Source organism: Actinomadura sp. NAK00032 (assembly GCF_013364275.1).
Classification (GTDB): Bacteria; Actinomycetota; Actinomycetes; order Streptosporangiales; family Streptosporangiaceae; genus Spirillospora.
This window is the reverse complement of record NZ_CP054932.1, coordinates 6,816,025-6,841,376: the sequence shown is the minus strand read 5'-3', so window position 1 is coordinate 6,841,376 and position 25,352 is coordinate 6,816,025. Positions and strand designations below refer to the sequence as shown.

The 25,352-nt window shown below is 71.9% G+C and carries 22 protein-coding genes; 13 read left to right on the top strand and 9 right to left on the bottom strand.

The annotated features are described in order from the left end of the window. Positions 1 to 189 precede the first annotated feature (189 nt). Positions 190 to 2,658: a leucine--tRNA ligase gene (gene leuS / locus HUT06_RS31235; RefSeq protein WP_176198979.1), complete on the top strand. Its 2,469-nt coding sequence runs from the start codon at positions 190 to 192 to the stop codon at positions 2,656 to 2,658. A gap of 180 nt (positions 2,659 to 2,838) precedes the next feature. Here the strand turns inward: leuS and lexA are convergent, their stop codons facing one another. Beyond that, positions 2,839 to 3,540, bottom strand: coding sequence for a transcriptional repressor LexA (lexA, locus tag HUT06_RS31230; protein ID WP_176198978.1), 702 nt, complete (start codon positions 3,538 to 3,540; stop codon positions 2,839 to 2,841). Positions 3,541 to 3,697: 157 nt separating this feature from the next. On the opposite strand from lexA, the gene HUT06_RS31225 reads away from it, so the two are divergent. From HUT06_RS31225 to HUT06_RS31205, 5 genes are all read left to right on the top strand, one after another. After that, the gene (locus tag HUT06_RS31225) at positions 3,698 to 4,048 is read left to right on the top strand and encodes a LysM domain-containing protein (RefSeq protein ID WP_176198977.1); all 351 of its coding nucleotides are present in this window, start codon (positions 3,698 to 3,700) and stop codon (positions 4,046 to 4,048) included. A 365-nt stretch (positions 4,049 to 4,413) separates the two neighbouring features. Then, positions 4,414 to 4,887, top strand: coding sequence for a transcriptional regulator NrdR (gene nrdR / locus HUT06_RS31220; protein ID WP_089327490.1), 474 nt, complete (start codon positions 4,414 to 4,416; stop codon positions 4,885 to 4,887). Positions 4,888 to 5,005: 118 nt separating this feature from the next. Further along, positions 5,006 to 7,816, top strand: a complete 2,811-nt coding sequence (locus HUT06_RS31215; protein ID WP_176198976.1) for a vitamin B12-dependent ribonucleotide reductase — start codon at positions 5,006 to 5,008, stop codon at positions 7,814 to 7,816. A 192-nt stretch (positions 7,817 to 8,008) separates the two neighbouring features. Beyond that, positions 8,009 to 8,950, top strand: coding sequence for an RNA polymerase sigma factor SigJ (gene sigJ, locus HUT06_RS31210; RefSeq protein WP_176198975.1), 942 nt, complete (start codon positions 8,009 to 8,011; stop codon positions 8,948 to 8,950). Between the two features lie 85 nt (positions 8,951 to 9,035). After that, on the top strand, positions 9,036 to 9,971 hold the full coding sequence (locus tag HUT06_RS31205; RefSeq protein WP_176198974.1) for an NAD(P)-dependent oxidoreductase: 936 nt from the start codon (positions 9,036 to 9,038) through the stop codon (positions 9,969 to 9,971). A 42-nt stretch (positions 9,972 to 10,013) separates the two neighbouring features. On the opposite strand, the gene HUT06_RS44095 is transcribed toward HUT06_RS31205, so the two are convergent. Next, positions 10,014 to 10,742, bottom strand: a complete 729-nt coding sequence (locus HUT06_RS44095) for a DoxX family protein (protein WP_217711539.1) — start codon at positions 10,740 to 10,742, stop codon at positions 10,014 to 10,016. Between the two features lie 132 nt (positions 10,743 to 10,874). Between HUT06_RS44095 and HUT06_RS31195 the strand changes: the two genes are divergently transcribed. Next, a complete protein-coding gene (locus tag HUT06_RS31195) occupies positions 10,875 to 11,336 on the top strand; it encodes an OsmC family protein (protein ID WP_176198973.1) in 462 nt (153 codons plus the stop codon). A 40-nt stretch (positions 11,337 to 11,376) separates the two neighbouring features. Here HUT06_RS31195 and HUT06_RS31190 read toward each other — a convergent pair whose 3' ends face one another. Beyond that, positions 11,377 to 12,342: a pirin family protein gene (locus tag HUT06_RS31190; RefSeq protein ID WP_176198972.1), complete on the bottom strand. Its 966-nt coding sequence runs from the start codon at positions 12,340 to 12,342 to the stop codon at positions 11,377 to 11,379. 104 nt (positions 12,343 to 12,446) lie between these two features. On the opposite strand from HUT06_RS31190, the gene HUT06_RS31185 reads away from it, so the two are divergent. The 3 genes from HUT06_RS31185 to HUT06_RS31175 all read left to right on the top strand — a co-directional run bounded on the left by HUT06_RS31185 (position 12,447) and on the right by HUT06_RS31175 (position 15,949). Then, complete coding sequence (locus tag HUT06_RS31185; protein WP_176198971.1) at positions 12,447 to 13,496, top strand: biotin/lipoate A/B protein ligase family protein; 1,050 nt, start codon at positions 12,447 to 12,449, stop codon at positions 13,494 to 13,496. 120 nt (positions 13,497 to 13,616) lie between these two features. Then, the gene (locus HUT06_RS31180; RefSeq protein ID WP_176198970.1) at positions 13,617 to 15,092 is read left to right on the top strand and encodes a TerD family protein; all 1,476 of its coding nucleotides are present in this window, start codon (positions 13,617 to 13,619) and stop codon (positions 15,090 to 15,092) included. A gap of 197 nt (positions 15,093 to 15,289) precedes the next feature. Next, positions 15,290 to 15,949, top strand: coding sequence for a nitroreductase family protein (locus HUT06_RS31175; protein ID WP_176198969.1), 660 nt, complete (start codon positions 15,290 to 15,292; stop codon positions 15,947 to 15,949). Positions 15,950 to 15,956: 7 nt separating this feature from the next. On the opposite strand, the gene HUT06_RS31170 is transcribed toward HUT06_RS31175, so the two are convergent. The 3 genes from HUT06_RS31170 to HUT06_RS31160 all read right to left on the bottom strand — a co-directional run bounded on the left by HUT06_RS31170 (position 15,957) and on the right by HUT06_RS31160 (position 18,374). Beyond that, a complete protein-coding gene (locus HUT06_RS31170) occupies positions 15,957 to 16,589 on the bottom strand; it encodes an endonuclease (protein ID WP_176198968.1) in 633 nt (210 codons plus the stop codon). Positions 16,590 to 16,673: 84 nt separating this feature from the next. Continuing rightward, the gene (locus HUT06_RS31165) at positions 16,674 to 17,369 is read right to left on the bottom strand and encodes a ribonuclease HII (RefSeq protein WP_254715815.1); all 696 of its coding nucleotides are present in this window, start codon (positions 17,367 to 17,369) and stop codon (positions 16,674 to 16,676) included. A gap of 96 nt (positions 17,370 to 17,465) precedes the next feature. Then, the gene (locus HUT06_RS31160; RefSeq protein ID WP_176198967.1) at positions 17,466 to 18,374 is read right to left on the bottom strand and encodes a haloalkane dehalogenase; all 909 of its coding nucleotides are present in this window, start codon (positions 18,372 to 18,374) and stop codon (positions 17,466 to 17,468) included. 233 nt (positions 18,375 to 18,607) lie between these two features. Between HUT06_RS31160 and HUT06_RS31155 the strand changes: the two genes are divergently transcribed. Genes HUT06_RS31155 through HUT06_RS31145 form a run of 3 tightly spaced genes read left to right on the top strand, consistent with a single transcriptional unit; the run spans position 18,608 to position 23,073 of the window. Continuing rightward, positions 18,608 to 21,199: an AAA family ATPase gene (locus tag HUT06_RS31155; protein ID WP_176198966.1), complete on the top strand. Its 2,592-nt coding sequence runs from the start codon at positions 18,608 to 18,610 to the stop codon at positions 21,197 to 21,199. A gap of 44 nt (positions 21,200 to 21,243) precedes the next feature. Further along, the gene (locus HUT06_RS31150; RefSeq protein ID WP_176198965.1) at positions 21,244 to 22,329 is read left to right on the top strand and encodes a winged helix DNA-binding domain-containing protein; all 1,086 of its coding nucleotides are present in this window, start codon (positions 21,244 to 21,246) and stop codon (positions 22,327 to 22,329) included. Between the two features lie 48 nt (positions 22,330 to 22,377). Then, a complete protein-coding gene (locus HUT06_RS31145) occupies positions 22,378 to 23,073 on the top strand; it encodes a histidine phosphatase family protein (RefSeq protein WP_176198964.1) in 696 nt (231 codons plus the stop codon). A 26-nt stretch (positions 23,074 to 23,099) separates the two neighbouring features. Here the strand turns inward: HUT06_RS31145 and HUT06_RS31140 are convergent, their stop codons facing one another. Genes HUT06_RS31140 through HUT06_RS31130 form a run of 3 tightly spaced genes read right to left on the bottom strand, consistent with a single transcriptional unit; the run spans position 23,100 to position 25,331 of the window. Beyond that, a complete protein-coding gene (locus HUT06_RS31140; protein ID WP_176198963.1) occupies positions 23,100 to 23,948 on the bottom strand; it encodes a biotin-dependent carboxyltransferase family protein in 849 nt (282 codons plus the stop codon). A gap of 19 nt (positions 23,949 to 23,967) precedes the next feature. Next, a complete protein-coding gene (gene pxpB / locus HUT06_RS31135; RefSeq protein WP_176198962.1) occupies positions 23,968 to 24,582 on the bottom strand; it encodes a 5-oxoprolinase subunit PxpB in 615 nt (204 codons plus the stop codon). Continuing rightward, positions 24,579 to 25,331 carry a LamB/YcsF family protein gene (locus tag HUT06_RS31130; protein WP_176198961.1) on the bottom strand — a complete coding sequence of 251 codons (753 nt, stop codon included), beginning with the start codon at positions 25,329 to 25,331 and terminating at the stop codon, positions 24,579 to 24,581. Before HUT06_RS31130 ends, pxpB begins: the two co-directional genes overlap by 4 nt. Positions 25,332 to 25,352 lie beyond the last annotated feature (21 nt).

Genomic DNA, 25,352 nt, shown 5'->3' with positions numbered 1-25,352 from the left:
CGCGCCGGTGCCTTAACCACCGGCGGGAGGGCTTGCGGCTGCGCTACTCTTGATGTATGTCAGCCAGGCTGCTCCTCGAAGGACCACGTTGACGCACTGACGTCAGCGTGGTGGCCCCTCCTGTGCGAGGGGCCGTTTCATGTCGGCGGACGGCCCAGGACCCTGAAGGACGAAGCGGAGTCTGTAAGCGTGAGCAGCGACGAGCAATACGACCCACGGGCGGTTCAGGACAAGTGGCAGGCCCGCTGGGCGGAGCTCGACCCGTTCGCGGCCGATGAGAAGGACACCGCCAGCGAGCGCCGCTACGCGCTGGACATGTTCCCCTACCCCAGCGGCGACCTGCACATGGGGCACGCCGAGGCGTTCGCCATCGGCGACGTCCCCGCGCGCTACTGGTTCCAGCGCGGCTACAACGTCCTGCACCCCATCGGCTGGGACTCCTTCGGCCTGCCCGCCGAGAACGCCGCCATCAAGCGCGACTCGCACCCCGCCGAGTGGACCTACGCCAACATCGAGACGCAGGCCGCCTCCTTCCAGCGGTACGCGCCGTCCTTCGACTGGACGCGCCGCCTGCACACCTCCGACCCCGAGTACTACAAGTGGACGCAGTGGCTGTTCCTGCGCTTCTACGAGCGGGGCCTGGCCTACCGCAAGGGCGGCCACGTCAACTGGTGCCCGAAGGACCAGACCGTCCTGGCCAACGAGCAGGTCGTCGGCGGGCACTGCGAGCGCTGCGGCGCGCTGGTCGAAAAGCGCGTGCTGACCCAGTGGTACTTCAAGATCACCGACTACGCCGACCGGCTGCTGGACGACATGGCGCAACTGGAGGGCAAGTGGCCCGAGCGCGTCCTGCTGATGCAGCGCAACTGGATCGGCCGCTCCACCGGCGCCGACGTCGACTTCGCCGTCGAGGGCCGCGACGAGCCCGTCACCGTCTACACCACGCGTCCCGACACCCTGTTCGGCGCCACGTTCATGGTGGTCGCCGCCGACGCGCCGCTGGCCGAGGAGGTCTGCCACCCCGACCACCGGGCCGCGTTCGAGGCCTACCGCGAGGAGGTCTCGCGGGAGAGCGAGATCGAGCGGCTGTCCACCGAGCGCGAGAAGACCGGCGTGTTCCTGGGCCGCTACGCGGTCAACCCGGTCAACGGCGAGCGGCTGCCCGTCTGGGCGTCCGACTACGTGCTGGCCGAGTACGGCCACGGCGCGATCATGGCCGTCCCGGCGCACGACCAGCGCGACCTGGACTTCGCGCTGAAGTTCGGCCTGCCCGTCCGCGTCGTCGTCGAGACCGGGCTGGACGACCCCGCCGAGACCGGCGTCGCCACCCCCGGCGACGGCGCGATCGTCAACTCCGGGCCGATCGACGGGCTGGGCAAGGCCGACGGCATCGCCCGCATCATCGAGGTCCTGGAGGAGCGCGGCACCGGCCGCGGGTCGGTCAACTTCCGGCTGCGCGACTGGCTGGTCTCCCGGCAGCGGTTCTGGGGCTGCCCGATCCCGATCATCCACTGCGAGGCGTGCGGGGAGGTCCCCGTCCCGGACGAGCAGCTGCCGGTGCGGCTGCCCGAGGGCCTGCGCGGCGCCGACCTGGCGCCCAAGGGCACCTCGCCGCTGGCCGCCGCGTCCGACTGGGTCAACACCGACTGCCCCAAGTGCGGCGGCGCCGCGACGCGTGACACCGACACCATGGACACGTTCGTCGACTCGTCCTGGTACTACTTCCGCTACTGCTCGCCCGGCTACGAGGGCGGCCCGTTCGACGTCGAGCAGGTCCGCCGGTGGATGCCGGTCGACCAGTACACCGGTGGTGTCGAGCACGCCATCCTGCACCTGCTGTACAGCCGCTTCTTCACCAAGGTCCTGTACGACATGGGCATGATCGAGTTCACCGAGCCGTTCCGCCGGCTGCTGAACCAGGGCCAGGTGATCAACCAGGGCAAGGCGATGTCGAAGTCGCTGGGCAACGGCGTCGACCTGGGCGAGCAGATCGGCGAGTACGGGGTGGACGTCGTCCGGCTGGCGATCCTGTTCTCCGGCCCGCCCGAGGACGACATCGACTGGGCCGACGTGTCCCCGCACGGGATGTCGAAGTTCCTGTCGCGTGTGCACCGCATCGCCGCCGAGGTCGCGTCCGCGCCGGGCGCCGACCCCGCGACCGGCGACACGGCGCTGCGCCGCGTCACGGCGCGCACCGTCGACGAGGCCACCACGCTGGTCGAGACGGAGCGGTTCAACGTCGCGATCGCGCGGATCATGGAGCTGGTCACCGCGACCCGCAAGGCCATCGACTCCGGGCCCGGCGCCGCCGACCCGGCCGTCCGCGAGGCCGCCGAGACGATCGCGGTCCTGCTGTCGCTGTTCGCGCCCTACACCGCCGACGAGGCGTGGGAGCTGTTGGGCCGCACCGCCCCGGTGATCCGGGCCGGCTGGCCGGCCGCCGACCCGGCGCTGCTGGTGGAGGAGTCGGTCACCTGCGTCGTGCAGATCGCCGGCAAGGTCCGCGACCGGCTGGAGGTGCCGCCCGGCATCGCCGAGGAGGAGCTGGAGCGCCGCGCGCTGGCCTCCGCCAAGGTCCAGGACGCGCTGGGCGGGGCCGAGATCATGAAGATCATCGTCCGCGCGCCCAAGATCGTCAACATCGTTCCCAAGCGCTGACCACCGCCCCGCGCCCCCGGCCTGCGGGGGCGCGGGCCAGGTCGGCCCCTGCGTCCGGACGTGCCGCCCCAGCCCGGCCGGACGCGCGGGCGGGGCGGTGTGCCGGCGGATACGAGCCCCATGCCGCGGCGAGCATGCCGATAGGCCGCCGGAGAGCCTCCGGCGACCGTCTCGCCGACGCTACATCTTGCGGAGGACGGCGACGACGCGGCCCAGAACGGACGCCTCGTCGCCGGGGATCGGCTCGTAGGCGGGGTTCTGCGGCATCAGCCAGATGTGGCCGTCGTCGCGCCGCTTGAAGGTCTTGACCGTGGCCTCGCCGTCGATCATGGCGGCCACGATGTCGCCCTGCTCGGCCACCGGCTGCTGCCGGACGACGACCCAGTCACCGTCCGCGATCGCGGCGTCGATCATCGAGTCACCGGTGACCTTCAGCAGGAAGTGCGTGCCCTCGCCGACGAGCTGCTTCGGCAGCGTGAACACGTCCTCGACGGACTCCTCGGCGAGGATCGGGCCACCGGCGGCGATCCGGCCGACGAGCGGCACGTAGGCGGGCGCGGGCTGCGCCGTGGCCGGCTGCCCTCCCGCGGCCTCGTAGGCCTCCTCGTCGGTGCGCACCGGCGTCGCCCCGGGCACCCGCACCTCGACGGCGCGCGGGCGGTTCGGGTCGCGGCGCAGGAAGCCCTTGCGCTGCAGCGAGCGGAGCTGGTGCGACACGCTGGAGGTGCTGGTCAGCCCCACGGCCTCGCCGATCTCGCGCATCGACGGCGGGTAGCCGCGGCGCTGGACCGAGTCGCGGATCACCTCCAGCACCATGCGCTGCCGCTGCGTCAGGCCCGTCTCGTCCATCGGCCCGTCGGGCAGGTCCCGGACCTTGCTCATCGCTCGTCGCCTCCCGGGCGCCTCGATCGGTCACTCCTTGTCATGAACGCTATCGCGTCCCGGCCTAATGATCAAACAATTGTTCGAAGATGTACTCGCTTTTTCCGGCCGCCGCCTGATAGAACATCGTACAGGTGTTCGATCGAAAATTCATTCGATGACGAGGAGGGGAGAGATGTCCGGTTCGCTGCACGGTGACCGCCCCCCGATCCGCCTGACCCGCCGCGGCCGCGCCGTTCTGGTGGGCTTCGCCGCCGCCGTCACCCTCGTCGCCCTCTGGCTCACCGTCGGCCCCGGCGCCTTCGCCGGCGCCGGCGGGCACGGCGGTCCGTCCGGCCCGGCCCGAACCGTCGTCGTCGAGCCCGGTGACACGCTGTGGGGCATCGCGTCCGCCGCCGACCCGGGCACCGACCCGCGCCTGACCGTCGACCGCATCATGGACCTGAACGGCCTGCGCGGCGACCCCGTCGTCCACCCCGGCCAGGAGATCCGCCTCCCCGCCGGCTGACACCCCGCCCGGCCGCCTGGGGTGACGAGCCCTCCGGAGGGCGCGTCGGGGGCGTGGCGGGGCCCGGGGCGGCTACCTGCCCGGACGTCCGGCGGGGCGGGGGTTTCGGGGCCACAGGGCCTCCGACCAGGCGTTCTGTGATCATCGCGGACGCTGGGTGACGACACGCCCGGGTGGAAAATGGGGAGCCGCGAGGTGACCTGCGCGGACGTGCCGGATGTGACGAGCGAGGCTCCCGATCAGGTTGCGAAGGCCTGCGTCGAGCCGTACGGTTGACCACAACATCTAGTAGTCACATCGATGTAGTTCCCTATATATGGCGCTCACATCGAGGTAACTCGTTTACGTCAGGGAGGGGATCGAGCGTGCACTGCCCGTTCTGCCGCAACCCTGACACCAAAGTGATCGACAGCCGTTCCACCGATGACGGGGCCGCCATTAGGCGGCGCCGGTCGTGCGCGGAATGCGGCAAGCGATTCACCACGCAGGAGAATGTGCTCGTCATGGTGGCCAAGCGCAGCGGGGTCACCGAGCCGTTCTCCCGGGAAAAGATCATCGCCGGGGTGCGCAGGGCCTGCCAGGGCCGCCCGGTCGACGAGGATGCGCTCGCGAAGCTGGGGCAGCGGGTCGAAGAGGCGATCAGATCGTCCGGATCCGCGGAAATCCCCTCGCACGAGGTCGGCCTCGCGATTCTGGGGCCGCTGCGTGAACTCGACGAAGTCGCGTATCTGCGATTCGCCTCGGTCTATCGGAGCTTCGAGTCGCTGGACGACTTCGCCAAGGAGATCGAAGCACTGCGGAAGGCCGGTTCCTCGGGGGAGCCCGGCCCGCCCCGGTAGGGGCGGTCACGGCGTCCACAAAGCACAGTGAAAGCGCCTCCGCGCGGGCATGGTCCGTGCGGTGGCGGGGTTGTTCCTGAACAGGGTCCGGCGGGAGGGCCCGAGAAGGGGGAAGGTCATGACGGAGACGGTGAGCGGCTCGGCGGCGCGGCGCGGCAAGGGGGGCCGCAAAGGGCTGAAGGTCGAGCGCATCTTCACCACGCCCGGCGTGCACCCGTACGACGAGATGCGCTGGGAACGTCGTGACGTCGTCATGACCAACTGGCGCGACGGCTCGGTGAACTTCGAGCAGCGCGGCGTCGAGTTCCCCGACTTCTGGTCGCTGAACGCGGTCAACATCGTCACGTCCAAGTACTTCCGCGGCGCGGTCGGCACCCCGCAGCGGGAGTGGAGCCTGAAGCAGCTCGTCGACCGGGTCGTGCGCGGCTATGTGGAGACCGGCCTGCGGGAGGGCTACTTCGCCTCCGAGGAGGACGCCGAGGTCTTCGACCACGAGCTGAAGTACGCGCTGGTCCACCAGCTCTTCAGCTTCAACTCGCCGGTCTGGTTCAACGTGGGCACCAAGTCCCCGCAGCAGGTGAGCGCGTGCTTCATCCTGTCGGTGGACGACACGATGGAGTCCATCCTCGACTGGTACAAGGAAGAGGGCGTCATCTTCAAGGGCGGCTCCGGCGCCGGCCTGAACCTGTCCCGCATCCGCTCCAGCAAGGAGCTGCTCTCCTCCGGCGGCACCGCCAGCGGCCCCGTCTCCTTCATGCGCGGCGCCGACGCCTCCGCCGGGACGATCAAGTCCGGGGGCGCGACCCGCCGCGCCGCGAAGATGGTCGTGCTGGACGTCGACCACCCCGACATCGAGGAGTTCATCGAGACCAAGGCGCGCGAGGAGGACAAGATCCGCGCGCTGCGGGACGCCGGGTTCGACATGGACCTCGGCGGCAAGGACATCGGCTCCGTCCAGTACCAGAACGCCAACAACTCCGTCCGCGTCTCCGACGAGTTCATGCAGGCCGTCGAGTCCGGCGGCGAGTTCGGGCTGCGCGCCCGGATGTCCGGCGAGGTCGTCTCGACCGTCCGGGCCAAGGAGCTGTTCCGGCTGATGGCCAAGGCGGCGTGGGAGTGCGCCGACCCCGGCATCCAGTACGACGACACGATCAACGACTGGCACACCAACCCCGAGACGGGCCGCATCACCGCGTCCAACCCGTGCTCGGAGTACATGAGCCTGGACAACTCGTCCTGCAACCTCGCCAGCATCAACCTGCTGAAGTTCCTCACCGAGGCGGGCACGTTCGACGTCGCGAAGTTCGTGAAGCTCACCGAGCTGATCATCACGGCGATGGACATCTCGATCACGTTCGCCGACTTCCCGACCGAGAAGATCGCCGAGACGACCCGCGACTACCGGCAGCTCGGCATCGGCTACGCCAACCTCGGCGCGCTGCTGATGGCGACCGGGCACGCCTACGACTCCGAGGGCGGCCGCTCCCTCGCCGCGGCGATCACGTCGCTGATGACGGGCGTCGCCTACCGCCGGTCCGCCGAGATCGCCGGCGTCGTCGGCCCGTACGCCGGCTACGCCCGCAACTCCGAGGCGCACAAGCGCGTCATGCGCAAGCACGCCGCCGCCAACGACGGCATCCGCACGCTGGACGAGATGGACAAGGCGATCCACGCCGCCGCCGCCAAGCAGTGGGCGGACTGCCTGAAGGCCGGCGAGAAGCACGGCTACCGCAACGCCCAGGCCAGCCTCCTCGCGCCGACCGGCACGATCGGCCTGATGATGGACTGCGACACCACCGGCATCGAGCCCGACCTCGCGCTGATGAAGTTCAAGAAGCTCGTCGGCGGCGGGTCCATGCAGATCGTCAACCACACGGTGCCGCGCGCCCTGGAGAAGCTCGGCTACCAGCAGGAGCAGATCGAGGCGATCGTCGAGTACATCGCCGAGCACGGCCACGTGGTGGACGCGCCCGGCCTGCGCCCCGAGCACTACGAGGTGTTCGACTGCGCGATGGGCGAGCGCGCGATCAGCCCGATGGGGCACGTCCGGATGATGGCGGCCGTCCAGCCGTTCCTGTCCGGCGCGATCTCCAAGACGGTCAACATGCCGGAGCAGGCCACCATCGAGGACATCGAGAAGGTGTACTTCGAGGGCTGGCGCCTCGGCCTGAAGGCCCTCGCGATCTACCGCGACAACTGCAAGGTCGGCCAGCCGCTGTCGGCCGCCGGCAAGAAGGACAAGGACAAGGCGGAGCCGGCCGAGGCGCTGGCGCCGCGCCCGGTGCGGCGGCGGCTGCCGAAGCAGCGCCCCGCGACCGTCACCCGGTTCTCCGTCGCCGGCGCCGAGGGCTACATGACGGCCTCGTCCTACCCGGACGACGGCGTCGGCGAGGTCTTCCTCAAGCTCGGCAAGCAGGGCTCCACGCTCGCCGGCGTGATGGACGCCTTCTCCATGGCGATCTCCATCAGCCTGCAGTACGGCGTCCCGCTGGAGACGTGGGTGGAGAAGTTCACCAACATGCGGTTCGAGCCGGCCGGGATGACCGACGACCCCGACATCCGCATGGCGACCTCGGTGATGGACTACATCTTCCGCCGCCTGGCGCTGGACCACCTCCCCTACGAGGAGCGCGCGGGCCTCGGCATCTTCACCGCCGACGAGCGCGCGATGCAGGCCAACGGCGAGGACCCGGCGGCCCTGCACGCCGAGGACGAGGTCGACCACGAGTCGCTCGCCCAGTCCGCCGCGATCACCCGTCCGGCCGCGCCGGCCCCGGCCGCCGAGGCGCACTCGTCGGTCGAGGCGATCGAGAGCCGCCAGGGCCGCACGGCCGACGCCCCGCTCTGCCTCACCTGCGGGACGAAGATGCGCCCGGCCGGCAGCTGCTACGTCTGCGAAGGCTGCGGCTCCACCAGCGGCTGCAGCTGACACGAGCGGGCTGTGGTTCGCTGAGCGGCTCGGTCCGATCGGCTTCGGCCGGACCACCGGGCTGAACCAGTAGAGGCGAAAGGGGAACCGGCCAGGGCCGGTTCCCCTTTCGGCATGGCAAGGGTGAGGGTTCGGCCTGCTCTGTCGTCTTTGTGCCGGTGTCCACGTTGGTGCGAAGACTACGATCAGCGCATGCCCTTGACGGTGGATGACGTCGACCGGTTCGAACTGGCGAGGCCTCGGCTGGAGGCCATCGCCTACCGCCTCCTCGGCTCCGCGGACGAGGCGCAGGACGTCGTCCAGGAGACGTTCTTGCGCTGGCAGGCCGCCGATGTCGACCGCGTCGAGGTTCCCGAGGCCTGGCTGACGAAGGTACTCACCAACCTGTGCCTCAACCAGCTCGCCTCCGCGCGGGCGCGCCGCGAGACCTACGTGGGGCAATGGCTCCCCGAGCCGCTGCTCGCGGGCGACCTGATGCTCGGCCCGGCCGACACCGCCGAGCAGCGCGAATCGGTGTCCTACGCGGTCCTCACCCTCATGGAGCGCCTGTCTCCCAACGAACGGGCCGTCTACGTGCTGCGGGAGGCCTTCGACTACCCGCACCGGGAGATCGCCCAGATCCTCGACATCACCGAGGCCGCCAGCCAGCAGATCCTTCACCGGGCCAAGAAGCACGTCGCGGACGGCAAGGCCCGCAGGGAGATCGACGAGGCCGCCGCCCATCGGATCGTCGAGGAGTTCCTCGCGGCCGCGACCAGCGGCCGGACCGGTGAGCTTGTACGCCTGCTCACCAAGGACTCCATCGCCATCGGCGACGGCGGGGGGAAGGTCCCGGCACGCGCCAAGGCGTTCGAGGGAGCCGCCGCGGTCGCGACGTTCGTGCGCGGCCTCTTCAAGCCCGCCGAGGCCAAGCGCGCCATCGTCGGCGGCTCGTCCGAGTTGTACGCCTGGACAGCCAATGGCGAACCCGCCGTCGTGGGCGTCGTGGAAGGCCGGGTCGTCGCCGTCATGTGCCTGGAGGTAACAACCGAGGGCATCATCGCCTGCCGAACCCAGGCGAACCCCGACAAGCTCGAACGCGCGACCGAGCAATGGGCGGCGGCCGACCACGGGGAGCCTCTGCTCATGGTGTGACGCACGCCACAACTGACTCCTGTCAGCGATCGGCGGCCCATCCGGTTCAAGGGACGAACCCGAACCGGAGAGCAAGGGAGCTGACATGAGAGTGCTGGTGGCAGGAGCGACCGGAGCGATGGGCAAGCAGTTGGTGCCGCGTCTGATCGGTGCGGGGCACGAGGTCTTCGCCATGACGAGGAACGAGTCGAGCAAGGCCGGGCTGTCGGAGCTGGGCGCGGTGCCGGTCGTCGCCGACGCGCTCGATCGCGGCCGGGTCGAGGCGGCCGTGCGCCAGGCGAGGCCCGATGTGATCGTGCATCAGCTGACCGCCATCGGGCACGTCGACACCCGCCATTTCGATCGCAGTTTCGCCGCCACCGACCGGCTGCGGATCGAGGGCACCGACAACCTCCTCGCGGCGGGGCGCGCGGCAGGCGTGCGGCGGTTCGTGGCGGCGAGCAACGGTGCGTTCACCTATGCCCGGACGGGCGGGCCGGTGAAGAGCGAAGAAGACCGGCTGGACCCGTCACCGGTCAGCCGGATGGCCCCGATGATCGCCGCGGTCGGGCACCTGGAGAGGGCCGTGCTGGCTGCCGACTGGACCGAGGGGATCGTGTTGCGCTACGGCGCCTTCTACGGCCCCGGCACCTCCATGGCGCCGGGCTCCGATCAGTTCGAGATGATCCGCAAGCGCAAGTTCCCGGTCGTCGGCGACGGCGCCGGGGTGTGGTCGTTCGTGCACATCGCCGACGCCGCCGAGGCCACGGTCGCGGCGGTGGAGAACGGCGGCGGCGGTGTCTACAACATCGTCGACGACGACCCCGCCCCGGTCGCCGAATGGCTGCCGGAACTGGCGGCGATGCTGGGCGCCAAGAAGCCGATGCGCGTACCGCGGTTCATCGGGCGGCTGGCCGCGGGGGAGGCCGGCGTCGTGCTCATGACCGAACTGCGCGGAGCGTCCAACGCCAAGGCCAAGCGCGAACTGGGCTGGCACCCGGCGCACCCGAGCTGGCGGCAGGGCCTCCAGGGTGCGATGTGACGTGGCGGCTGACCGAGGAGAAGCGGGGGAGCCCGGCTCAGGTCAGGGGGACGTCTTGTCGTCGCCCGCGGGCTTGATCGGCTGGGTCGTCGAGGCGCGGCGGCGGTGGGACGCCTTGCGGCGGCCCGCCACCAGGACGTCGTCGGCGGGGTCGTCGGCCGGCTTGTCCTGGGGCGCCGCGGGCTCCGGCGCGGGCGTCCCGGGCGCGGACGAGGGCGCGGCGGGCGGCTCGGAGGCGCGGGGCTTCGGGGCGCGGCGGGGCTTCTTCGGGGGCTTCAGTTCGGCCTCGCGCAGCGATTCCACGAAGCTCGCGGCGTCGTCCTCGGCCTCGTCGGAGGCGGCGCCGCGCAGGCGCCTGCCGATGATCCACTGGTCGAGGGTGAGGCGGCCGCCGCCGCCCGCGGCGAACAGCAGGCCGGCCATGCCGAGGGCGAGGACGAGTTCGTAGCCGTTCCGGACGGCGCCCTCGTCCACCATGAACAGGCCCTGGTCGGCGTGGACGAAGAGGAACGCGCCCGCCATGTCGAGGAACAGCAGGGCGCCGGTGACCGGCAGGCCCAGCCCGACGATCAGCGCGGCCCCGCCGAGGAGCTCGACGAACGCGGAGTACACGGCGGCGGCGGTGGGCAGCGGCACGCCGAGGCCGTCGAACGTGCGGCCGGTCGCGGTGATGCCCGCTTCGATCTTCTGCCAGCCGTGCGCCATGAACACGATGCCCACGCCGAGCCGCGCGAGGGCTGCCACGACGTCGTAGAGCGGCCGAGTGCGCATGCCGTCGACTCCTTAGACACGGGGATGGGCCCGGTTTGCCGCAGAGTATGACGGCATGCCGCGAGATATCGCGAACGGTGCAGGTGAGACGATCACGGGCAGGACGCGGATCCGATGGAGCGGGAGGCCGGGATGAAGAGCCACGAGTACGAGGTGTCGGTGACGTGGACGGGCAACACCGGGTCCGGGACGAGTTCGTACCGCGCCTACGAGCGGGCACACGACGTCCAGGCGGAGGGCAAGCCGCCGCTCCCGGGGAGTGCCGACCCCGCCTTCCGGGGGGACCCGTCGCAGTGGAACCCGGAGGAACTGCTCGTCGCCTCTCTCGCGCAGTGCCACATGCTGTGGTTCCTCCACCTGTGCGCCGTGGAGAAGCTCGTGGTGACCGCCTACGAGGACCGTCCGCACGGCACGATGACCGAGACGCAGGACGGCGGTGGACGGTTCACCGAGGTCGTCCTGCGTCCCCGGGCGGTCCTGGCCGACCCCGGGCAGGCCGGACGGGCCGCCGAGCTGCACGAGCGCGCCCATGAGCTGTGCTTCATCGCGAACTCGGTCAACTTCCCCGTCCGGCACGAGCCGGAGTTCGGGTAGCGCGCGGAGCGGCCGGGCCCGTTGGAGCGGCCGGGGCCGCTCAGCGGGTGCGGCCGCGCGGCTTCAGGCGGGTCGGGGGCATGGCGGGGGCCGGCAGCCGGTCGCCGTGGTAGCCCTCGACCGTGCCGAACCGGTCGCCGGTCATCCAGTCCTCCCGCGCCCGGGCGATCTCCTCGCCGGCGCGCGCGACGAAGTTCCACCACATCACGAGCTTCTCCTCGAACGGCTCGCCGCCGAGCAGCACGAACGAGCCCGCCTCGTCGGCGCGGACCCGCAGCTCGCGGCGCCCGCAACCGAGGTAGAGCATGGACCCGGGCTCCAGCCGCTCGCTGTCGACGTCGAGCCGGCCGGACATGGTGAGCGCCGCGTACTCGAAGTCCGGGTCGACCGGTATGCGCACGTCGGCGCCGTCGTCCAGGGTGATGTCCGCGCCCATGATGGGGGTGAACGTCGTTCCGGGGGAGGCGGCGCCGTCGAGTTCGCCCAGCAGGACCCTGGCCGTGAAACCGGGCGCGGTCACCTCGGGGAGGTCGGCGTGGTACTCCCACGTGGGGTCGGTGTGCCGGTGCCCGTCCGGTAGCGCGACCCACAGCTGAGCGCCGTGCAGGATCGGCGAGTGCGCGCGCGGGGACTCCTCCGAGTGCGCGATGGCCCGGCCGGCCGTCATCAGGCCGAGCTGCTTCGGACGGACCGTCTGCAGGCTGCCGAGGCTGTCGCGGTGCAGTACCTCACCGCCGTGGAGCCAGCTCACCGTCTGCAGCCCGATGTGCGGGTGCGGCGGCACCTGCATGCCGGGCTCGTCGGTGATGTCGTCCGGCCCATAGTGGTCGACGAAGCACCACGCGCCCACCATGCGCCGCCCCAGGCTGGGCAGCAGCCGGCGGACGACCGTGCTCTCGCCCAGCGGAACCCGCCTCGGCGGCAGCAGCTCGTGCACGGGCCGCGCCGTCACCTCGTCGCGCCCACCGGTCTGCACCGGCTTAGGCCGGACATCGAGATTGCTCACCGGAACCGTCCCCTCCCCGCAAAGCGTCCCTTAACGATGCCCTATGCCCCGCGCGGTCGAACCTATGGAATGGGGTACCAGTGCACCGGGTTCTCCTCTATGTGATGCACGGTGAGTACAAGGTCCCCGGCGGCAAGCTCGTGGTCGCCGATGTCGATGTCGTTGACGGGCTTCTGCGCGCCCCCAGGATCAGCGGCGATTTCTTCCTCGAACCGGACGAGGCCCTGGACGCGATAAACGACGTCCTGGACGGGCTGCCCGCCGGGCTGGACGCCAGGGCGATCGGTGTCCGCGTCCAGGCGGGGCTTCCGCGCGACACGGTGATGCTGGGCCTCACCGCGGAGGCCGTGGGCATCGCGGTGCGGCGCGCGGTGGCGCGGGCGTCCGACTGGCGCGACCACGACTGGCGGCTGATCCACGAACCGCCGCAGGAGCCCGCCCTGCACATGGCGATCGACCAGGTGCTCGCCGAGGAGGTCGGCGCGGGCCGCCGCCCGCCGACGCTGCGGGTGTGGGAGTGGGCGTCGCCCGCCGTGGTCATCGGCAGCTTCCAGTCGCTGCGCAACGAGGTCGACGCGGAGGCGGCGCGGGAACACGGGGTGGACGTGGTGCGCCGCATCAGCGGCGGCGGCGCGATGTTCATCGAGCCCGGCAACACCATCACCTACTCGGTGTACGCGCCGGAGACGCTGGTGGCGGGCATGTCGTTCGCGGAGAGCTACGCCTTCCTGGACGACTGGGTGCTGGGCGCGCTCGGCGAACTCGGCATCAAGGCCTGGTACCAGCCGCTGAACGACATCACGTCCGACAACGGCAAGATCGCCGGCGCGGCGCAGAAGCGGCTCGTGTCCGGCGCGGTACTGCACCACGTGACGATGGCCTACGACATCGACGCCGAGAAGATGCTGCGGGTGCTGCGGATCGGCCGGGAGAAGGTGTCCGACAAGGGCATCGCCAGCGCGGTGAAGCGGGTGGACCCGCTGCGGCGGCAGACCGGCCTGCCCCGCGAGGAGATCATCGACCGCATGATCGCGCACTTCCGGGGCCGGTACGGGCTGTCCGACGACCGGGTCGGCGAGGACGAGATGCGGCTGGCCCGCAAGTACGTCACCGACAAGTTCGCCACCCCCGAGTGGACGGCGCGCGTGCCCTGACGCGGTACGCGTCGGGCGGAACCTGGGGGCCTCGCCGTGCGTCCTCCTCTCAGGGCAGGTCGCGGGGCTGATGCGGCACGCCATAGGTTGGTCACCGTCGGCCGATGATGAGGAGCGTTCATGTCGATGCAGAAGGGTGCCAACACCGCGGTGCCCGTCCCCGCGGTGCGGGTCGAGCTGGGCTGGCAGGCCGGTCCCGGCGTGCCGGACGCGGACGCGTCGGCGCTTCTGGTGACCGAGAGCGGCCGCGTCCGCTCCGATGACGACTTCGTGTTCTACAACCAGCCGTCGCACGCCTCCGGCGCCGTCCGGCACGACGGCAAGCAGCAGGGCCCGACGGTGCTGGACGTCCTGTCGGTCGACCTGAACCGGGTCGAGCCCGCCATCGACAAGATCGTCATCGCGGCGTCCTCCGACGGCGGCACGTTCGGCCAGTTCCAGGGCCTGTACGTGCGCGTCGTGGACGCGGCGGGCGGCGCGGAGGTCGCCCGGTTCGACAGCCAGGGCGCGACCTCGGAGACGGCGTTCGTCCTCGGCGAGCTGTACCGGCGGCAGGGCGCGTGGAAGTTCCGCGCGGTCGGCCAGGGCTACGACTCGGGTCTCGGCGGCCTGGCCACCGACTACGGCATCTCGGTCGACGACCCCGGCCAGGCGGCGCCCCCGCCCCCGGCCCCGCCCCAGCCTGCCCAGCCGCAGGCACCGGCGCAGCCGCAGTACGCGCCCCCGCCGCCCCCGCCCGGCGGCCAGTACGTCCCGCCTCCGCCGCCCGGTGGCCAGTACACGCCGCCCCCTCCCGGGCAGTACGCGCCACCCCCGCCTCCTGGGCAGTACGCGCCGCCTCCGCCTCCACCTGCCCCGGGCCAGTACGCGCCCCCGCCTCCGCCGGGAGGCCAGTACGCGCCGCCTCCGCCCGGCCAGTACGCGCCTCCGCCCCCGCCTGCCGGGGCGGCGCCGCAGCAGCAGGGCGGCAAGATCTCCCTGACGAAGAACGCGCCGTCGGTGTCGCTCACCAAGCACGGTGCTACCGGCGGCCACATGCGCGTCAACCTCAACTGGACCGCTCGTGAGGGCGTCGCCAAGGGACGCCTGGGAAAGCGCCGCCGCGGCGTCGACCTCGACCTCGACCTGTGCTGCCTCTGGGAGCTGCAGGACGGCCGCAAGGGCATCATCCACGCGATCGGCGACATGGGCGCTCTGGAGCGCGCGCCGTTCATCAAGCTCGACAAGGACGACCGCACCGGCGCCATCGAGTCGGGCGAGAACCTCCACATCAACCTCGACCACACCAAGGACTTCAAGCGCATCCTGGTGTTCGCCGAGATCTACGACGGCGCCGACGACTTCCGCGGCCTGGACGCCATCGCCACGCTGTTCCCGGTGGGCGCCCCGCCGATCGACATGCGGATGGACGACTGCGTGGACGCCTCCCGCGACGCCGTCCTGGCGCTCATCGAGAACGTCAACGGCGAGCTGGTCGTCCGCCGCGAGGGACGCTTCATCCTGCCGCCGCCCGGCCGCCCGCGCTGGGGCAAGATGGCCGTCGACCAGGCCTACGCCTGGAACCTTGAGTGGGTGGCGTCACGCGGTAAGGACTGACCGGCGGCTGGAGCGGAGCTCCAGCGGAGCGGAAGACGCCGGTCAGTCGCTCTTTTCGGGGGGTGTGGGGGGTCGTCCCCCCACAAGGACACCGAGCTCATCCCCCTGCGGGGAGCGCATGTGGTCGGAACGGGCCCGGAACGTTGGCTGATGCTGCCGATTGTGCCGGGCCCGCCGGCGGCGGTAGGAACGATCACATGAGCACTCAGCCCTATCCGGTCGTCCCCGCACCCCGCTTCGACGTCCCGGCGGTGGAGGCGGCGCGGCGCGCCGAGGCGTTCGCCGACACCATGGCGCTGCGCCGCACGGTGCGGGACTTCTCCGCGCGCCCGGTGCCGCCGGACGTCGTCGAGCACGCGATCCGTGCCGCGGCGACGGCGCCGAGCGGCGCGAACCTGCAGCCGTGGCGGTTCGTCGTCATCACCGACGCCGAGCGCAAGAAGCGGCTCAGGGAGGCGGCCGAGCGGGAGGAGCGCGAGTTCTACGAGCGGCGCGCCTCCCAGGAGTGGCTGGACGCGCTGGCCCCGCTGGGCACCGACTGGCGCAAACCGTTCCTGGAGGACGCGCCGGCGGTCATCGTCGTCTTCGAAGTGCACAAGGGCCCGGACACGCCCCGCCCGTACTACGTGAAAGAGTCCGTCGGCATCGCGGTGGGTTTCCTCTTGGCCGGGCTCCACCAGGCGGGGCTGGCGACCCTCACGCATACGCCGAGCCCCATGCGGTTCTTGAACGAGGTGTGCGAGCGCCCGCTGGAGGAGCGCGCGTACGTCGTGATCCCCGTCGGCTACCCGGCGGACGACGCGATGGTGCCCGACATCACCCGCAAGCCGGTGGACGAGGTCATCGTGCGCCTCTGACCGCCCCTCACGCGGCCTTGACGTGGTCCGCGAGCTTCTTGTCGTGGGCGACGCGTACCAGGGCGGCGGTGAAACGGGCCAGGTCCTTGTCGGTGACCTTGTCGGCGAGCTCGCCGGGGTCGGTGGGCAGCCCGATCCGTTCGGCGCCCTTCTTCACCTGGTCGTCGATGTGGGGGCGCAGCCACGGCCAGATGGCCTGGGCCTCGCGGCAGAAGATGTCCACGCCCGTCGGGCCGACCCCCGGGAACTCCTGGAGCAGGTCGGCGGCCTTCTCGGGGTCGCGCTCGGCCTCGATGGCGAGGCGCCGCAGATCGCCCTTGTACTTGTCCTGGACCAGGTCGGCGGTGTCGCCGAGGCGGGACGCGGTGCTCTCGTCGTAGCGGACGTAGTGGCCGCGTCCGAGCGCGTCCACCCGGTCCTGCCACGACAGCCGGGCCATCCCGCGGGCGGTTCCGCCGCCGGCCGCGAACAGTTCGCGGGCGGCGGAGACCGCGATCTCGGACGAGATGCGCGCGCTCAGCAGGTTGGCCAGGACGAGCAGCTTGAACAGCGCGGCCGGCTGGTCCTTCAGCGTGATGCCCGCCTCGTCGGCGAACGTCCGGCCGGACTCGTGCAGCAGGTTCTTCACAACGGCATCCATGGCATGTACCTCCCGTGGATGGCGCTTACCCGGCCGGACGGGTCTGACTCCTGGACGGTGCCCGTGCAGGGGTGCGTACAGGCGTCACAAAAGGCTGAGCTGGCCTTCCCCCGCGAGCGGGTCACGGTGCTTCTTCAGATGCCGCCAGCGCGGGAGGTCGTCCAGGTACGACCACGACATCCGGTGGTGCGGTGTGGGGCCGTGCTCCTCCAGCGCCTTCTGATGGACGGGTGACGGGTATCCCGCACTGTCGGCGAACCCGTAACCGGGGAACTCGCCGTCCAGCTCTGCCATCAGCCGGTCACGGTGGACCTTCGCCAGGACGGATGCAGCCGCGACCGTCACCGACCTTTGGTCGGCCTTGACCTCGCACCGGACCCGCCAGGGGCGTCCCAGGAAGTCGTGCTTGCCGTCGAGGAGGATGACGTCGGGCCGGACCGGCAGCGACTCCAGCGCGCGGACGGCGGCGCGCCGCAGCGCCTCGGTCATGCCGACCTCGTCGATCTCCTCGGGAGGCGACGCGCCGATCGCGTGTCCCTTGAGCCAGCCCGGCAGGAGTCCGGCGAACGACTCGCGGTGCGCCCCGGTGAGCAGCTTCGAGTCGGTCAGCGCGATGGTCTTCTTGCCGCGGCCCGGCACGACCGGCGGCGGGCTCAGGTCGGTGATGGCGGCGCACACCACGACGGGGCCCGCCCAGGCCCCGCGTCCGACCTCGTCCACACCAGCGATCGTGAGCGGCCCGTCCTTGCCGGACGGCGCGGCGCAGAGCTCGTCCTCGATCTCGTAGCCCGCGACGCGCGGGATCCCGCGCGGGCCGCCGCCGGGGGCGGGGTCGAATCCGGGCAGGGCGCCGGTGGGGTCGGTCAAGGAGGCTCCTCAGGAACGCATGAACGCCGCGATCGCGTGGCCGAGCCGTTCCCCGTCGTCCTCCTGGAGGAAGTGGCCCGCGCCGTCGATCGTAGGGTGCTCGACGCCCCGCGCGCCCGGAACCAGCTGCTTGAACAGCGGCGCCATCGCCCCGGTGATGGGGTCCTTGTCGCTGAAGGCCACCAGGAACGGCTTGTCCCACGCGCGCAGGACGTCCCACGCGTCGCGGTTTGGCTGCGCCTCAGGGTCGTCTGGCTCGGCCGGGACGAGGGCGGGCATGGCGCGCGGTCCCGCCTTGTACGACTCGTCCGGGAACGGCGCGTCGTAGGCGGCGCGTACGTCGTCGGCCAGCGCGGTGCGGCAGCCGGCGGCGATGTTGCGGGCGATGTCGAATTCGGGTGCGGTGCGGACGGATTGCCGGAATTTCAGCCATGTCTCCGGCATCGGGAAGTCGCCCGTGGGGAGCCCGGTGTTGGCGACGACGACTCGGGAGAAGCGGTCCTGGTGGGCGGTCACCAGGCGCAGGCCGATGAGGCCGCCCCAGTCCTGCCCGACGAGGGTCACGTCCCGGAGGCCGAGGGCGTCGAACACCAGCGCGCGCGTCCACTCGATATGCCGGGCGTAGGTGTGGTCGGTCATCTCGGCGGGCTTGTCGGAGCGGCCGAAACCGACCAGGTCGGGCACGACCACGCGCAGCCCTGCGTCCGCCAAGACCCGCATGACGCGGCGGTAGAGGAACGACCAGCTCGGCTCACCGTGCAGGCACAGCACCACGGGACCGTCGGACGGGCCTGCCTCGACGTAGGCCATCCGCAGGGTTCCGTCACCGTCCTGGGCCGGGACGTCCGCGTAGCGGGGTCCATAAGGAAAGTCGGGGAGGTGCGTGAAGCGTTCGTCTGGCGTGCGCAGGATCCGCATGGGCCTCATCATGGCAGCGCTGTCGCGGCGGGTTCTGCGGTAGGCGCGCCCTGGGACGTTACGTATTCGGCCGGTGTCGGCTGAAGAATTCGACCTGCACTTTTTGGACAGTACAAATGTCCTGGTCTCGGGATCGAGGCGCGTCTGGCCGCGCCCAGGCAGACCGTACGAGAGCCAACGTTCCCCGCACGGGGAGTCCCGTTCCGGGCGGTCCTGCGCTTTACTCGCTCTTGATGGCTTTGTTCGGCAGGTCCCGCTCCCGCCCGGCGAAGGACGCCGCGGCGCGGGATCTTTTCGAGCGCCTGCGAGTGCGCTACTTCCAGGTCACCCCCGGACTGCGGTTCCTGGGCGGGCTGCTGCTGATGGCGATGGTCCTGGCGGGCACCGTCCTGCTGAAGGGGCCGGTCCTGGGCGTGGCGGTGGGCGCGATCGTCCTGCTGGTCGTCGTCCACCTGACGCTGCGTTCGCCTACGGGCATGGCTGTCGTCGCGGTCATCGCGTCCTGGCTCGCGCTGTTGGTGCCCTTGGGCAGGCTCTATCCGGACGGTGAGCACCCGTCCTATCTGAGCCCCACGCTGCTTCTGGCGGTGCTCGCCGTCCCCGTCGCGGTGGTCGCGTTCCGCCTGCGCGGATACACGCCCTGGCGCACGACCCTGCTCACCCTGGCCGCCGCAGGGGCGGTGACGGCGGCGGTCGCCCAGCCGCTGCCGGAGGCGAGCGCGGCGCCCGGCTGGGCCGCCGCCCTGGCCGTCCTGGCCTACCGCTGGGACCGGGCCCGCCGCACGGTGCCCGCCGAGGCGTACGAGACCGGCTGGGTGCAGGAACAGGCGGGCTCGGAGGGCGACGCGATGCCGCCGGCCCCGCGCAAGAACCCGCCCACTTCGTCCGCGCCGGACAAGCCTGACAAGCCCGACAAGCTCGACAGGTCCGACAAGAAGGACCGCCCGAGCAAGCCCGACCGGCGCGCTCCGGCCGACGACCCCGCCGAAGCCGCGCAGGCGGCCGCACAGGCCGCCGCACAAGCCGCCGAGGCCGCGCCGGCCCCGCAGCGGCAGCCGCCGCCGGAGCGCCGCACGGACGCCGCGCCGGACATCTCCGTCGCCGACGCGCTCGCCGAGCTGGAGAACATGATCGGGCTGGAGCCGGTCAAGCGGCAGGTCCGCTCCATCGCCGCGTCCATCGAGGCGGCGCATCTGCGGGCCGCCGCGGGCGTCCCCACCGAGAAGCCCATGCGGCACTTCGTCTTCGTCGGCCCGCCGGGCACGGGCAAGACGACCGTCGCGCGCGTCCTCGCCAAGATCTTCTACGCGTTCGGGCTGCTGCCCGAGCCCGCCCTGGTCGAGGCCCAGCGCGCCGACCTCGTCGGCGAGTTCCTCGGCGCCACGGCGCTCAAGACCAACCGGCTCGTCGACTCCGCCCTGGGCGGCGTCCTGTTCATCGACGAGGCGTACGGGCTGGTCAACTCCGCCGAGGGGCAGCCCGACCGGTTCGGCGACGAGGCCGTCCAGACGCTCCTCAAGCGGGCCGAGGACGACCGCGACAACCTCGTCGTCATCCTCGCCGGATACGACGCGCAGATGGCCGAGTTCCTCGACTCCAACCCCGGCCTGGCCTCGCGCTTCGGCACGCGCGTGCACTTCCCGTCCTACCGGCCGTCCGAGCTGCTGCAGATCGCCGGCTACCACACCGGGCTCCGCGAGGACCGGCTCGACCCGGAGGCCCGGCGGCGGCTCGCCGCGCGCTTCGAGGAGGTCGAGCGGCGCGGCATCATCGACGAACTGGGCAACGGGCGGTTCGTCCGGTCGCTGACGGAGGCGGCGGCGCGCGCGCGGGACGTCCGCGTGGTCGACGCGGCCTCCGCGTCCGGCGGGCCCGCCCAGCCCAGCGCCGACGACCTGGTCACCCTGCGCGCCGAGGACGTCGAGACCGCGTTCGCCGAGGTCACCGAGCGGTACCGCGGCTACGCCGAGACGCCCACGCTGGACGAGGCGCTCGGCTCCCTCGACGCGATGATCGGGCTCGAACCGGTGAAGCGGCAGGTCCGGGAGATCGCCGCCCAGCTCCAGGTGGCCCGGATGCGGCAGGAGCAGGGCCTCCTCACCCGCCCGCCGACCCGCCACTTCGTCTTCACCGGCCCGCCCGGGACCGGCAAGACCACCGTCGCGCGCGTGCTCGGCCGCATCTTCGCCGCCGCCGGGCTCCTCGCCCGCCCCGAGGTGGTCGAGGCCCAGCGCGCCGACCTCGTCGGCGAGCACCTCGGCGCCACGGCGCTCAAGACGAACAAGGTCGTCGACTCGGCGCTCGGCGGGGTCCTGTTCGTCGACGAGGCGTACGCGCTGAGCAACCCGGGCTACGGCGGCGGCGACGCGTTCGGCGCGGAGGCCGTGCAGACCCTGCTCAAGCGCGCCGAGGACGACCGCGACCGGCTCGTCGTCGTCCTCGCCGGCTACGACGCCGACATGGACCGGTTCCTCGCGTCCAACCCGGGGCTCGCCTCGCGGTTCGACGTGCGCGTGGAGTTCCCCTCCTACGGGCCGGACGAGCTGCTCCGTATCGCCCAGCTCGTCGCCGACCAGGGCGGCGACCGCTGGGACGACGGCGCCCTGGACGACCTCGCCCTCGTCTTCCAGCGCGTCTGCGGCACGGGCCGGATCGACGAGTTCGGCAACGGGCGCTTCGCCCGCTCCATCTACGAGAAGGCGTGCGCGTGCCGGGCGCTGCGGGCGGCGGAGCTCGGCGACCGCGCCACCGCCGACGACCTCACGCTCCTGACGCCGGGCGACGTGCGCAGCGCGTTCGCCGACCTCGCCCACCGGCTGGCCTGAGGTGGGCGGACGATTGTGTCCGCGGCCTGCGATGTAATCGGGGCATGACAGCGGTGACGTGGGCGCAGGTTCTCGCCTGGCGGATGCGGCGGCAGTACATCGAGCCCCAGGGCGAGGCGTCGGCGGTGGACGTCGCGCGTCGGCTTGCGGGCGTGCAGGCGCAGGTGGCGTCGGCTGCGGAACTCGCTGTCGCGGTGCGACAGCGGAACCCTGAACGAGGAGCTGTGGCCAAGGCCCTCCTGGAGGAGCGGACGCTCGTCAAGACGTGGGCCATGCGCGGCACCCTGCATCTCCTGCCCGCCGATGTGGCCGCCGCCTACCTCGCGTTGTGCTCCACTACCCGCCATTGGGAGAAGCCCAGTTGGCAGAAGACTTTCGGTGCCACGCCCGCCGACCTGGAGGCTCTCGCAGAGGCGGCCACCGCCGCGCTGGGCGGCGGTGAGGTGCTGACACGGGAGGAACTCACCCAAGTCGTTGTCGAGAAGACCGGTTCACGGCATCTCGCCGAGGTACTGGGGTCGGGCTGGGGTGTACTGCTCAAACCCTTGGCGTGGTGGGGCGTGCTGTGCCACGGCCCGGCGCAGGGCACGCGCGTCACGTTCACCGCACCGGAGAGGTGGCTGCCCGGCTGGACGGGCCTTCCGCCGTTGGACGAAGCCGCCCGGACCGTCGTCCACGCCTACCTCGCCGCGCACGGGCCCGCCACCCCGGACATGTTCGACAACTGGCTGATGCGCAAGGCGAGCCGCAAGAAGGACGTCAAGAGCTGGTTCGCGGCAGCGGAAGACGGCCTGTCCACGGTGGAGGTGGACGGCGTCCAGATGTACGTACTGGCGGAGCACCGCGACGAACTGCTCGCCACCGAGCCCACCACGTCGGTCCGGCTGCTGGGTGCGTTCGACCAGTACGTCCTAGGGGCGGGGACAGGGGCGACGTACCTCGTCCCTGCCGAGCATCGCGGCAAGGTGAGCCGCACGGCCGGCTGGATCTCCCCGGTGGTTCTGCACGGGGGACGCGTGGCGGGCGTCTGGGAGGTGCGGGACGGCGACGTGGCCGTGACGGCGTTCGAGGACGTCCCGCCTGGGCCGCTCAAGGAGGAGATCGACCGCGTGGGTCCGCTGGTCTCCTGACGGGGCCGGGCGCGGGGTGCGCTGCGACGATCGTCTAGGGTGCCGAACGTGGACGAGCGGGAGGAGCCGGTCGAGTACCGGCAGACGCGGTACAAGGCGCCGGACGGCGCGACCGAGATTCTTCTGGTCAGGCACGGTGCGTCGGCGCCGGCACGCGTCGACCGGTCGTTCCCGCTCGTGGACGGCCACGCCGACCCCGAACTGGCACCCGAAGGGCGTGAGCAGGCCGAGCGCGTCGGCGACCGCCTCGCGGAGGAGAAGCTCGACGCCCTCTACGTGACGTCACTGCGCCGCACGGCGGAGACCGCGGCGCCCCTGGCGCGCCGCCTCGGCCTGGAGCCGCGCGTCGAGGCGGGCCTGCGCGAGGTCTACCTCGGGGAGTGGGAGGGCGGCCTGTTCCGCCAGAAGGTCGCCCAGAACGACCCGGTGGCGCAGCGCATGTTCGCCGAGGAGCGCTGGGACGTCATCCCCGGCGCGGAATCCGCCGCCGGCTTCGCGGCGCGCGTCGAGGAGAGCCTCACCCGGCTCGCGGCGGCGCACGCCGGCGGCCGGATCGCGGTGTTCACCCACGGCGGCGTGATCGCGCAGGCGCTCGCCGCCGCGACCGGCGCCCGCCCGTTCGCGTTCCTCGCCCCCGACAACGCGTCGATCTCCCTGCTGGTGCGCATCGGCGACCTGGCGTCCGTACGCGGCTTCAACGACGTCTCCCACCTGGACTGGTCCGCCCCGGCCCCGCTGACCTGACCCTTGGTTTTCGGCCCGGAGGCGGCCTAGCGGCGGAAGCGGACCTGCTGGCCCGGACGGAGTTGAGCCGCGTCCGGCACGGCGTCCGAGGCGAGCACCGCGATCACCGGGTAGCCGCCGGTGGGCGGATGGTCGGCCAGGAAGATGATGGGCAGCCCGCTGGGCGGCACCTGGACCGCCCCCGTGACCATCCCCTCGCTGCCCAGTTCGCCGTCGCGCGCGCGGACGAGGGGACGGCCGTCCAACCGGACCCCCACGCGGTTGCTGTCGGGCGACACCGTGTAGGGCGTGGACGTGAGCGTGGCCAGTGCGTCATCGGTGAACCAGTCGTCGCGCGGGCCGGGCGATACCCGGAGCACGGGTGTGTCCGGCATGGCCGGTGCGGGAGCGACGTCCACGCCGATGTCGGAGAGACCCTCGGCGGGGCCGACCGGTAGTTGGTCGCCCGGCGAAAGCGGGGCCGGGCCCAGGCCGGACAGAAGGTCGGTCGACCGGCTCCCAAGGACCCGATCGACCACGACACCACCACGCACGGCGAGATAGCTGCGGAGCCCGGACGAAGGCGGGCCGATCTCAACGGTTCCCCCGTCCGGGACGAAGCACGGTGCGTTCGTCCCATGGGCGCGGTCGCCGACAAGGACGGGTGCAGGGGCGCCCGCTACCGCGATCCAGGCGCGCCTGTGGAAGCGCAGTGCCGCACCGCCGAAGGTCAGTTCGACGCCCGCCGCCCCCTCGGGATTGCCGACGAGCCGGTTTGCGAGCCGCAGCGCGCGCTCGTCGGCCGCCCCGGACCGCGGGACGCCGAGGTGGGCGCGGCCAGGACGGCCGAGATCCTGCACGGTCGCCAGCGGACCGGGCCGCACGACCTCGATCAAGAGCGCTCCTCGGGCTCGGTCAAGAACGCTCCTCGGGGACGAAGCGGACGCGCGTGCCCGGCCGGAGCAGCGAGGGCGGGTCGCGCGTGACGTCCCACAGCCGCAGCCCGCTGCGCCCGAGCAGCCGCCACCCGCCCGGCGACCGGGACGGGTAGACCGCCGCGTACGGCCCCGCGATCGCCACCGACCCGGCGGGGACCGCCGTCCGCGGCGACTCGCGGCGCGCCACGTGCAGCGCCGGGTCGAGGCCCGTCAGGTAGCCGAAGCCGGGCGAGAAGCCGAGGTAGGCGACCGTGTAGGCGCCCCCGGAATGCCGCCGGACGACCTCCTCGCGCGACAGCCCGGTGAGGCGGGCGACCTCGTCGAGGTCCTCGCCGTCGTAGACCACGGGGATCTCCACCGGTGCGGCGCCGCCCTCCACGTCGTCGGGCAGCGGCAGTCGCGGGAGGCGTGCGGCGAGGCGTTCCAGGTCGGCCGAGGGGGCGGTGACCACGAGGACGGTCTGCTCGCCGGGAACGACGTCCACGACGCCCGGCGGCGGGTCGTCCCGGAGGGCGGCGTTGAGGCGGTGGGCCGTGGCCAGGTCGCCGGTCTCCACGAGCAGGGCCGCGTCACCCGCCCGCAGCACCTTCACGCGAACGGCTCCAGCGCGACGCCCGCGCCGGACAGCGCCGACCGGACGGACCGTGCGAGGGACACCGCCCCCGGTGTGTCACCGTGCACGCAGATGGAACGGGCCTTGAGGGAGACCTCACTGCCGTCGACCGCGACGACGGTGCCGTCCACGGCCATCCTGACCGCGCGCTGCACGACCGCCTCCTCCTCATGGACGACGGCACCCGGCTCACGGCGCGACACCAGCCCGCCGGACGGTGTGTAGGCGCGGTCGGCGAAGCACTCCGCGACCACGGTCAGCCCGTCGGCGACCCCGTGCACCGCAGAGCCGGGGAGGGTCAGCAGCGGCAGCGACGGGTCGTAGGCCCGGACGGCCTCCGCCACCGCACCCGCCTGCACGGGGTCGCGGCTGACGCGGTTGTAGAGCGCTCCGTGGGGCTTCACGTAGGCCACACGCCCGCCTTCCGCGCGCGCGATGCCGTCCAAGGCGGCGATCTGGTACAGCACCTCGGCGGTCAGTTCGGGCGCGGCCACGTCCATCTCGCGGCGCCCGAAACCGGCCAGATCCCGGTACGACACCTGCGCGCCGATCCTCACCCCGCGCGCCACGGCGGCGGCGCACACCCGCCGCATGATCAGCGGATCGCCCGCATGGAACCCGCACGCCACGTTCGCACTCGTGATCACGTCGAGCAGCGCCAGGTCGTCGCCCAGCTCCCAGATGCCGAACCCCTCGCCGAGGTCGGCGTTGATGTCGATGACCGCCATGTCCAAAGACCTACCACCGAT

Excerpts from the sequence above, each read along its gene's own strand:
- lexA (WP_176198978.1), bottom strand. The coding sequence starts at position 3,540 with ATGAGCAAGGTCCGGGACCTGCCCGACGGGCCGATGGACGAGACGGGC.
- HUT06_RS31130 (WP_176198961.1), bottom strand. The coding sequence starts at position 25,331 with ATGGCGGTCATCGACATCAACGCCGACCTCGGCGAGGGGTTCGGCATC.
- HUT06_RS31225 (WP_176198977.1), top strand. The coding sequence starts at position 3,698 with ATGACGAGGAGGGGAGAGATGTCCGGTTCGCTGCACGGTGACCGCCCC.
- HUT06_RS31160 (WP_176198967.1), bottom strand. The coding sequence starts at position 18,374 with ATGCGGATCCTGCGCACGCCAGACGAACGCTTCACGCACCTCCCCGAC.
- HUT06_RS31205 (WP_176198974.1), top strand. The coding sequence starts at position 9,036 with ATGAGAGTGCTGGTGGCAGGAGCGACCGGAGCGATGGGCAAGCAGTTG.
- HUT06_RS31185 (WP_176198971.1), top strand. The coding sequence starts at position 12,447 with ATGCACGGTGAGTACAAGGTCCCCGGCGGCAAGCTCGTGGTCGCCGAT.
- HUT06_RS31180 (WP_176198970.1), top strand. The coding sequence starts at position 13,617 with ATGTCGATGCAGAAGGGTGCCAACACCGCGGTGCCCGTCCCCGCGGTG.
- HUT06_RS31170 (WP_176198968.1), bottom strand. The coding sequence starts at position 16,589 with ATGGATGCCGTTGTGAAGAACCTGCTGCACGAGTCCGGCCGGACGTTC.
- HUT06_RS31215 (WP_176198976.1), top strand. The coding sequence starts at position 5,006 with ATGACGGAGACGGTGAGCGGCTCGGCGGCGCGGCGCGGCAAGGGGGGC.
- sigJ (WP_176198975.1), top strand. The coding sequence starts at position 8,009 with ATGCCCTTGACGGTGGATGACGTCGACCGGTTCGAACTGGCGAGGCCT.
- HUT06_RS31155 (WP_176198966.1), top strand. The coding sequence starts at position 18,608 with ATGGCTTTGTTCGGCAGGTCCCGCTCCCGCCCGGCGAAGGACGCCGCG.
- HUT06_RS31175 (WP_176198969.1), top strand. The coding sequence starts at position 15,290 with ATGAGCACTCAGCCCTATCCGGTCGTCCCCGCACCCCGCTTCGACGTC.
- HUT06_RS31195 (WP_176198973.1), top strand. The coding sequence starts at position 10,875 with ATGAAGAGCCACGAGTACGAGGTGTCGGTGACGTGGACGGGCAACACC.
- HUT06_RS31150 (WP_176198965.1), top strand. The coding sequence starts at position 21,244 with ATGACAGCGGTGACGTGGGCGCAGGTTCTCGCCTGGCGGATGCGGCGG.
- HUT06_RS44095 (WP_217711539.1), bottom strand. The coding sequence starts at position 10,742 with ATGCGCACTCGGCCGCTCTACGACGTCGTGGCAGCCCTCGCGCGGCTC.